We start from the raw sequence: 8,709 nt of genomic DNA, 5'->3' as shown, positions 1-8,709 counted from the left end.
TGGACGTCAACCCGGTGCTGGGCGCGGCCGACGAACGCTGAGCCCGTCGACCGCGCCCAGCAGGCCGGTGTGCTGGGCTCAGTGGCCGCGGTCCAGCCACTCCTGCAGGTGCGGTGCCTCCGCGCGGATCGTCGTGTCGTCGCCGTGGCCGGTGTGCACGACCGTCTCCGCGGGAAGTGTCAGCAGACGGGTGCGGATCGACCGGACGATGGTGTCGAAGTCGCTGTACGAGCGGCCCGTCGCGCCGGGCCCACCGGCGAAGAGCGTGTCGCCGGTGAACACCGCGCCCAACTCCGGCGCGTGGAAGCTGCACGCCCCGGGGCTGTGCCCGGGGGTGTGCAGCACCCGCAGCGTGGTGCCGCCCACCTCGATGCTCTGCCCGTCGTGCACTTCGCCGTTGGGCGGCAGGTGCGGGTGGACCATGTCCCAGAGGACCCGGTCGGCGGCGTGCAGCAGCACCGGCGCGCCGGTGGCCTCGGCCAGCTCGGGCGCCACCCGTACGTGATCGTCGTGGGCGTGGGTGGCCAGGATCGCCCGGACCTGCCGGTCGCCCACCAGGGCGAGGATCGCCGCCACGTCGTGGGGCGCGTCCAGGACGACGCACTCGCGGTCGTCACCGATCACCCAGACGTTGTTGTCCACGTCGAAGGTCTGCCCGTCGAGGGAGAACGTGCCCGAGGTGACCGCGTGGTCGACGCGGGCGGTCACGGGAACACCACCACCGAGCGGAGCACGTCGCCGTGGTGCATCCGGTCGAAGGCGTTCTCGACCTGGTCGAGCGTGATCTCCTCGGTGACGAACGCGTCCAGGTCGAGCCGGCCCTGCAGGTACAGCTCGGTGAGCATCGGGAAGTCCCGGCTGGGCAGGCAGTCGCCGTACCAACTGGACTTGAGCGCGCCACCACGTCCGAAGACGTCCAGCAGCGGCAGCTCGATCTGCATCTGCGGGGTCGGTACGCCGACCAGCACCACGGTGCCGGCCAGGTCGCGGGCGTAGAACGCCTGCTTCCACGTCTCCGGTCGGCCCACCGCGTCGATCACCACGTCGGCGCCGAAGCCACCGGTGGCGGCACGGATCGCCTCGACCGGGTCGGTCTCGGACGCGTTCACTGTGTGCGTGGCACCGAACGTGCGGGCCCAGTCGAGCTTGCGGCTGTCGGTGTCGACAGCGACGATCGTGGTGGCGCCGGCGAGGACCGCACCGGCGACCGCCGCGTCCCCGACGCCGCCGCAGCCGATCACCGCGACCGAGTCGCCCCTGATGACGTTTCCGGTGTTCATCGCCGCACCCAGCCCGGCCATCACCCCGCAACCCAGCAGGCCCGCGGCGGCGGGGCGGGCCGCGGGGTCGACCTTGGTGCACTGCCCGGCGTGCACCAGGGTCTTCTCGGCGAACGCCCCGATGCCGAGAGCCGGGGCGAGTTCGGTGCCGTCGGTGAGCGTCATCCGCTGGGTGGCGTTGTGGGTGTTGAAGCAGTACCAGGGCCGCCCGCGACGGCAGGCGCGGCACACGCCGCAGACCGCCCGCCAGTTGAGCACCACGAAGTCACCCGGGGCGACATCGGTGACGCCCTCGCCGACCTGCTCCACGATGCCCGCCGCCTCGTGACCGAGCAGGAACGGGTAGTCGTCGTTGATGCCACCCTCGCGGTAGTGCAGATCGGTGTGGCAGACCCCGCACGACTGGATCCGGACGATCGCCTCACCGGGCCCGGGATCGGGCACCACGATGGTGGCGACCTCGACCGGCGCGCCCTTGCTGCGGGAGATGACTCCCCGGACTTCCTGGCTCACTTCGCCTCCTGCTGGTGGTCTGCGGCGGGGCCGCGCGCCGGGGTGGGCGGGTGTGCCACGGGCTCGGCGGTGGGCCCCTGGCGAACCTACCGCGACCACCACGGCCAGCCCAGCCGGCCCGTCGGGTTATCGCGGGCGGTGCGGGGTACGCGGGCCGCATTCGACCACGGCCAACGGGAGTGACAATGAAATTCGCGCACCTGCCGCTACGGGTCAGCATCGGCGCGTACTTCCTCAACTCGGGTCTGGGCAAGCGCACTCTGGAGGGGACCGCCGCGGAGGGTCTGCACGGCATGGCGGTCGCCGCCATGCCCCAGCTCGGCCAGTTCGAGCCAGCGCGATTCGCCAAGCTGCTGTCGTACTCGGAGATCGCCCTGGGGGCCGCGCTGCTCGCGCCGTTCGTCCCGGCGCCCCTGGCCGGGCTCGGCCTTACCGCGTTCGGCGCGGGCCTGGTGCAGCTCTACCTGAAGACGCCGGGGATGCGCGAACCCGGCAGCATCCGCCCGACCCAGCAGGGCGCGGGGCTGGCCAAGGACGTCTGGCTGATCGGCGCGGGGCTGACCCTGGTTCTGGAGGGGCTGACCCACGGCCGTCGGCGCGGCTGACCCGACGGGTGGTCTGAGGAGTTTCGGTGACCCAGCCCCGGTCGGTGCGGCCGTTCTACCGGCCCATGCGGCCACGTCGTCGCGACGAGCCGCACCGCGCGGCCACGCCGCTGGAGCTCTTCTTCGATCTGTGTTTCGTGGTGGCGGTGTCGCAGGCCGCCGCCAACCTGCACCACGCCGTCTCCGAGGATCAGCTCGGACACGCGCTGACCAGGTACCTGATGGTCTTCTTCGCGATCTGGTGGTCGTGGATGAACTTCACCTGGTTCGCCTCGGCCTACGACACTGACGACGACCTCTACCGGATCGCGACGCTGGTGCAGATCGCCGGCGCGTTGATCATCGCCGCCGGTGTGCCTCGCGCGTTCAACGACGGCGATTTCAGCGTCATCACGTACGGCTACGTGGTGATGCGGATCGCGCTCGTCGTGCAGTGGTGCCGGGCCGCCGCCGGTGACCCGGCGCACCGCCCAGCGGCCCGGCGGTACGCGATCGGCGTCACCGTCGTCCAGATCGGCTGGCTGCTCCGACTGGCCCTGCCGCAGAAGTGGGGGACCGCGGCGTTGCTGCTGCTGGTCGTGGCCGACCTGCTGGTGCCGGCGGTGGCCGAGCGCCCGGGCATGACCCCCTGGCATCCGCGACACATCACCGAACGCTACGGGCTGTTCACCCTGATCGTGCTCGGTGACGTGGTGCTGGCCACGTCGGTGGCCATCCAGACCGGAGTTGACGCCGGCGACCGTCACCTCTGGTCGCTGGCGGCGGCGGCCGCCGTGATCGTGTTCGCCCTGTGGTGGCTCTACTTCGACCGGCCCATCGACGCGCCCGACCGCATGCCGTACACGCTGGTCTGGGGCTACGGCCACTACCTGATCTTCGCGGCGGTCGCCGCAGTCGGCGCGGGTCTGAGCGTGTCGGTGGACCACGAGCGGCACCTCTCGCACATCTCGGGAAGGGTCGCCGGGTACGCGGTGGCCGTCCCGATCGCCGTCTTCCTGCTCACGGTCTGGATGCTGCACGTGCGTCGGCAGCAGCACGGCGCGGTGGTCGTCGCCTTCCCGGTCGTCGCGCTGCTGGCACTGCTCGCACCGCTCGGTCCGACCCCGGTGTACGCGATGGCGGCGCTGCTGGTCGCCCTCGTGGCGATGACCATCCTGTTGCGCCGCCGCGACGTGGGCCCGAGCACGCCGGTGACCTGACGCCGCTCACGAATCACCCACCGGACGTCAGCGCGAGACCACTAGTCCGATGCTCGGGTGAACTCCATGATCCAGTTGGTCTCCCAGGTCTGTTCGCCGTCGACCGAGAACGCCTGCTCCCACCGGGCGGTGGTCGCGCTGATGCCCGACCAGATGAACCGGCACCGGACCGGACGCCCCTCGTGCTGGTCGTCGGCGTAGAAGTGGCCGACCCCGTCGACGAAGCGGCCCACCATCGGCGGCAGCCCCAGCACCCCGGTGTCGCTGCTCGTCCAGTAGATCGACCACTCCTGCCGGGCCGGATCGAAGACCCGGATCGTGGCGCCGGCGGATCCCTTGGTCGGGAACGTGATCTCGTCGAAGTGACCGCCGCCGGCGAAGAAGCCGTGCGCCACCGACACCCCGGGGAACTCCTCCCACTCGTCGGATCCGACCAGCCGCTTGCGCAGCCGCCGGTTGACGACGTTCCAGGTGCCCACAAAGAAGTCGAAGTCGCCCATCAGCGGCCCACCGGCCCTTCCGCTCGCGTGTCACGCAGATAATCGGTCAGATTCGGACTCTCCGGCAGCAGCATGTGCCGGACCCAGGCGGCCCGCTCGTGTTCCAGTACCGCCAACTCCCAGACGCAGCCCACCGCCGGGCGGCGTAGGTGGACGAAGTGTGCCGGGTCGTCGTCAGGACAGTCCAGCGCCGGCTGCCCGGCCGCGGCGACACGGATCTCCAGCGCGTTGTCCCACACCCAGGTGTACGCCAGCAGATAGGCGCCGGTGTCCGCGCCCCGGTGCAGCACCACCCACCCGGCGGCCGGGGTGCCGTCGTCGACGACGTCGGCCAGCAGGTCGGGCAGCAGGTCGTACGCGGCCTTCTCCACCTCGGGTTCGATCGGCCGCTCCGACTGGTCCATGTGGTAGCGCTTGAGTTGCCGGCCGCCGATCAGCACTGGCCCGGGCGTTCGTAGTTCCTTGTCGCGGAATGCCATGTCGGGACGGTAGGACGGGTCCCCTGACAACTAGTGTCAGTGAAGTGCGAGCCTCTCGACTTCTCTCCGTCCTGCTGCTGCTCCAGTCGCACGGGCGGTTGACCGCCGCGCAGCTCGCCGAGCGGTTGGCCGTCTCCCCCCGCACCATCTACCGGGACGTCGAGTCGCTGCACGCCGCCGGCATCCCGCTCTACGGCGAGGCCGGGCACGCCGGCGGCTACCAACTGGTCGACGGCTGGCGGACGCGACTGACCGGGCTGACCGCCGAGGAGGCCGACCGGCTGTTCCTCGCCGGCCTGCCCGGCCCCGCCGACGAGTTGGGCTACGGCGACGTGGTGGCGGCGCTGCAACTCAAGCTGCACGCCGCGCTCCCCGCGCCGCTGCGCGACCGGGCGACCCGACTGCAACAACGCTTCCACCTGGACACTCCCGGGTGGTACGCCGACGGCGACGCCTCCCCCGAGCTGGCTCGCACGGCCGAGGCGGTCTGGCGGCAGCACCGCGTCGAGGTGCGCTACCGCGGCTGGAACGGCGAGGTGACCCGTGTCCTGGAGCCGTACGGCCTGGTCCTCAAGGGCGGCCGTTGGTATGTGGTGGCCGACCAGCCCGGCCGGGGCGCGCCGGCGACCTACCGGGTCAACCAGATCCTCGCGTTGACCCCGCTGGCGCAGGAGTTCGACCGCCCGGACGACTTCGACCTGCCGTCCTGGTGGCGGGCGCAGGTGGTGCAGTTCCGGGCCCGACTGCACCGCGACGAGGCCCGCGTCCGGCTCTCCCCCGCCGGGCGGGAGCGGTTGCGTGAGATCGGCAGCGATCCGGTGGTGACAGCAATGGACAGCAGCGCCGGGCCACCGGACGCGCGGGGGTGGGTGACAGCGGTGCTGCCCATCGAGTCGCTCACCCACGCCCACGGTGACCTGCTGCGCCTCGGTGCTGACGTCGAGGTACTGACCCCGGTGGCGCTGCGCGAACGGCTGGCCGCCACGGCGGCCGGGCTCGCCGCGCTCTACTCCCCCGCCTGAACAGCCCCGACCGTCTCCACAGTGGAAAGAGGTCGGGGGCGTCGGTTGTCTGCACGGTGTGCCACCCTGGGACGGTCATCAATGGTCACCGGAGGTGAGGGCCACGTTACGACTACGCGCACTGGTCGCCGTCCCCGGCACCGGGCCGGTGACCCTCGACGTTCCCGCCGGGACACTCACCGCCCTGGTGGCGCCGCCCCGGTTCGGCACGGCGGTCGCCCGGGTGCTGGCCGGGCTGGCCCCGCCGGTGACCGGCCGCGTCCTCGTCGGCGACCGGGACGTCACCAGCCTGCCGCCGCCGCGCCGGCAGATCGGCTACGTGCCCGCCGGTGGCGCGCTGCTGCCGCAGCTCAGCGTGCGGCGCAACATCGAGTACGGCCAGCGCAAACGCGAACGGGTGCACGAGGTGGCCAACGACTGGACGGCCACAGTGGTCGACCGGCTCGAGCTGGCGCTCTCCCTCGCCCTGCTGCCGCACCAGATCTCCGACGCCCAGCGGTTCCGGGTGGCGCTCGCCCGAGCGGCGGCCTGCCTGCCGGAGGTGCTGGTGGTCGACCTGCCGGCCGGTTCGGCGGGCGACAGCCGCCTCGGTGATCTGATGCCTCGCCTCTCGCCGCCGGACGCCCCCGGGGTGGCGGTGCTGGTCTGCACCGCCGACCCGGCCACCCTGGCCGAGATACCGGTGCGGCACGAGCTGGTCACCGAGCCGAGCGAGGCGGCCCGATGACGCCGGCCGCCCGGGTGGGTCGCCGTACGCTGCTGCGCGCCGCCGCCGCGGGCGCCACCGCCCTGGCCGCCGGCTGCTCCGGCGGAACCCGGTCGGTACAGGTCGCCGTGGTGTGGAGCACGAGCGAGCTGGACCGGTTCCGCGAGGTCGTCGCCGGCTACCCCGCCCCGGTGCAGGTGATCAGCGCCGGCAACGACATCGACGCGTTCCTGCGCGCCCGACACCTCGCCGGCACCAGCCCGGACGTGGCGATCCTGCCGCGCCCCGGCCTGGTCACCGAGTACGCCCAGCGCGGCTGGCTGAGCCCGGTGCGCCCGTCCACCGACTACGCCGTGCGCGTCGAGCTGAGCGATCTGCTGATGACCGAGGGCGAACGTTACGGCGTCTGGGTCAAGGCGGCGCACAAGTCGCTGGTCTGGCACCTGCCCTCCGCGCTGCCCGCGCCGCCGACCACCTGGGACGAACTGCTCCACCAGACCAGGGAGCTGGCCGCGCGTGCCCGACGCGACGGCGGCCCGGCACCCCTGGCCATCGGCGCCGCGGATGGTTGGGTGCTCACCGACTGGTTCGAGAACGTTCTGGCCGACATGGCACCCGGGAGCTACTACGCCCTCGCCCAACAGGGCGCCGACTGGCAGGACAAGCCGGTACGCGACGCCCTGGACCGCCTCGCCGGGCTGTGGAGCATCGGGGGTGCGTTCGTCGGTGGCGGCCGTCGTGCCCTGCTCACCCAGTACGAGGAATCGGTGATCCAGGTGGTGCACACCAGACGGGCGGTGATGCTCCTCGGAGCCGACTTCACCGCCGACGTCGTACGTCCGTTCCGGCGCGGCCCGGAGGCACCTGTCACGTTCCGGTTCCCGGGCGCCCAGCCTGGCGGTGGTCCCCTGATCGTCGGTGGGGACGCGGCAGTGGCGTTCGCCGACGCCCGGGGCGGGGTCGAGTTGGTCGAATGGCTGGCCAGGGCCGACTCGTTCCAGCCGTGGCTACGCGAAGGCGGTTACCTGTCGCCCAACACCAACGTCTCGATCAGCAGCTACACCGACGGCGTCGGCAAGCAACTCGCCACGGAGATGCGGGCCCCCGGCACCCTGCGTTTCGACCTTTCCGACCAACTGCGCGGGGCGTTCACCGGCTCGGACGGGGTCGGCATCTGGCGGATCATGCAGGGCTTCTTCGCCGACGTCACCGACGGGGTCCGCGCCGGCGAGGCGATCCGCCGGGCCACCGGCCTGCTCGCCGCAGCGGCCCGCAGCGCGGGGGGCGGCCGATGAGCCAGGTGCGGGTCCTCGGCGAGCTGGCGGTCCTCGACGACGTCGGTCCGGCCCGGCGCGGTCGGGCCTATCCGGCGGCGGGGGCCACGTCGGCCCTGCTGTTGCCGGCCGCGGTGCTGCTCGGCGGGCTGGTGCTGTGGCCGGTGCTGCGGACCATGCACGCCAGCGTCACCACCGACGGTCGCTGGGTCGGCGCGGCGCACTTCCGGACCGCGCTCGCCGCCCCGGGCACCGGCGCGGTGGTCGGTCGGACGGTCCTCTGGGCGCTGCTGGTGCCGGCGGTGGTGACGGCACTGGGCTATCTGCTCGCCGCCGCGTCCCGCCGCTCCCAGGAGGGCGGCCTGGTCCGGTTGATCCTCCTGGTGCCGGTGGCGTTGCCGTTGGTCGTCACCGGGGTCACCTTCCGGCTGATGTACGACCCGGACCCGAGCCGAGGGCTGGCCACCCTGGTCGCGACCCGACTGGCCGGCCGCCCGGTGGAGGACGCCCCGCAGTTGCTCGGGCCGGGAATGGTCACCGTCGCGTTGATGTCGGCGTTCGTCTGGGCCTGGGTCGGGTTGGCGGTGCTGGTTTTCCGCTCCGCGCTGGACGCGGTGCCGCCGAGCCTCGCCGACGCGGTCCGCGCCTACGGCGGTACGCGTCGTCATGTGCTGTGGGACGCGCAGTGGCGGCCACTGCTGCTGCGGACGACCGCTGTGGTCTTCGCGTTGGTGGCGGTGGGCACCAGCCGCACGTTCGACCTCATCCTGGTGATGACGCCCGGTTCGGTCCGCGACGAGGCCTCGGTGCTGGCGCTGCGGATCTGGCAGACGTCCGGGACCACCACCACCGGCGACGGCGCCGCGCTCGGGGTGGTGTGGTTGGTGGCGGTGATCGGCGGAATCATGGTGGCCGCGCTCTTCGTCCGGCAGGCCTGGCCCCCGCCGCGCGTCGAGGCGGCACCGGAGCCCGCCTCGGTCGCCCCGCCCCGACGGGTGTTCCGGCTGCTCGCGGCGGGTGCCGCGATCGCCTGGCTGGGCCGTCACCGTCGCATTCGGCGCATCATCGACGCCTGCCGCAGGAAGGCGCTCGGCACTGCACCAAGAGGGCTGTCGCCCGATGGCATGATGC

10 protein-coding genes are annotated in these 8,709 nt (G+C 72.4%); 6 read left to right on the top strand and 4 right to left on the bottom strand.

Annotation, left to right across the window (positions count from 1 at the left end; translation table 11 throughout):
* Positions 1-78: 78 nt before the first annotated feature.
* Both ABZ749_RS22295 and ABZ749_RS22290 read right to left on the bottom strand, forming a co-directional pair.
* Positions 79-708, bottom strand: coding sequence for an MBL fold metallo-hydrolase (locus ABZ749_RS22295; RefSeq protein ID WP_357230579.1), 630 nt, complete (start codon positions 706-708; stop codon positions 79-81).
* On the bottom strand, positions 705-1,793 hold the full coding sequence (locus tag ABZ749_RS22290) for an S-(hydroxymethyl)mycothiol dehydrogenase (RefSeq protein WP_357230575.1): 1,089 nt from the start codon (positions 1,791-1,793) through the stop codon (positions 705-707). The genes ABZ749_RS22295 and ABZ749_RS22290 overlap by 4 nt, the downstream gene beginning before the upstream one ends.
* Positions 1,794-1,978: 185 nt before the next feature.
* Here ABZ749_RS22290 and ABZ749_RS22285 point away from each other — a divergent pair, with 185 nt between their 5' ends.
* Entirely contained in the window at positions 1,979-2,398 is a 420-nt protein-coding gene (locus ABZ749_RS22285) for a hypothetical protein (protein WP_357230572.1), read from the top strand.
* Positions 2,399-2,424: 26 nt separating this feature from the next.
* The gene (locus tag ABZ749_RS22280) at positions 2,425-3,597 is read left to right on the top strand and encodes a low temperature requirement protein A (protein ID WP_357230569.1); all 1,173 of its coding nucleotides are present in this window, start codon (positions 2,425-2,427) and stop codon (positions 3,595-3,597) included.
* Between the two features lie 41 nt (positions 3,598-3,638).
* On the opposite strand, the gene ABZ749_RS22275 is transcribed toward ABZ749_RS22280, so the two are convergent.
* Positions 3,639-4,097: a hypothetical protein gene (locus tag ABZ749_RS22275; protein WP_355009057.1), complete on the bottom strand. Its 459-nt coding sequence runs from the start codon at positions 4,095-4,097 to the stop codon at positions 3,639-3,641.
* On the bottom strand, positions 4,097-4,576 hold the full coding sequence (locus tag ABZ749_RS22270) for a hypothetical protein (protein WP_357230566.1): 480 nt from the start codon (positions 4,574-4,576) through the stop codon (positions 4,097-4,099). The genes ABZ749_RS22275 and ABZ749_RS22270 overlap by 1 nt, the downstream gene beginning before the upstream one ends.
* 44 nt (positions 4,577-4,620) lie before the next feature.
* On the opposite strand from ABZ749_RS22270, the gene ABZ749_RS22265 reads away from it, so the two are divergent.
* From ABZ749_RS22265 to ABZ749_RS22250, 4 genes are all read left to right on the top strand, one after another.
* Positions 4,621-5,598 (top strand): WYL domain-containing protein, encoded by a 978-nt coding sequence (locus tag ABZ749_RS22265; protein ID WP_357230561.1) that lies wholly within the window; start codon positions 4,621-4,623, stop codon positions 5,596-5,598.
* Between the two features lie 94 nt (positions 5,599-5,692).
* Positions 5,693-6,325, top strand: a complete 633-nt coding sequence (locus tag ABZ749_RS22260; RefSeq protein WP_357230559.1) for an ATP-binding cassette domain-containing protein — start codon at positions 5,693-5,695, stop codon at positions 6,323-6,325.
* Positions 6,322-7,599, top strand: a complete 1,278-nt coding sequence (locus ABZ749_RS22255; protein ID WP_357230556.1) for an extracellular solute-binding protein — start codon at positions 6,322-6,324, stop codon at positions 7,597-7,599. The genes ABZ749_RS22260 and ABZ749_RS22255 overlap by 4 nt, the downstream gene beginning before the upstream one ends.
* The coding region (locus ABZ749_RS22250) for a sugar ABC transporter permease (protein WP_357230553.1) at positions 7,596-8,709 on the top strand (1,114 nt) is incomplete at its 3' end. The genes ABZ749_RS22255 and ABZ749_RS22250, both read left to right, overlap by 4 nt.

Source organism: Micromonospora sp. NPDC047753 (assembly GCF_040642735.1).
GTDB lineage: Bacteria > Actinomycetota > Actinomycetes > Mycobacteriales > Micromonosporaceae > Micromonospora.
Note: the sequence above shows the minus strand (reverse complement) of the source record. Positions and strands in the feature narration are given on the sequence as shown.

What these genes read in the sequence shown, in the direction of transcription:
- ABZ749_RS22285 (WP_357230572.1), top strand. Translation starts at nt 1,979, where the DNA reads ATGAAATTCGCGCACCTGCCGCTACGGGTCAGCATCGGCGCGTACTTC.
- ABZ749_RS22270 (WP_357230566.1), bottom strand. Translation starts at nt 4,576, where the DNA reads ATGGCATTCCGCGACAAGGAACTACGAACGCCCGGGCCAGTGCTGATC.
- ABZ749_RS22275 (WP_355009057.1), bottom strand. Translation starts at nt 4,097, where the DNA reads ATGGGCGACTTCGACTTCTTTGTGGGCACCTGGAACGTCGTCAACCGG.
- ABZ749_RS22255 (WP_357230556.1), top strand. Translation starts at nt 6,322, where the DNA reads ATGACGCCGGCCGCCCGGGTGGGTCGCCGTACGCTGCTGCGCGCCGCC.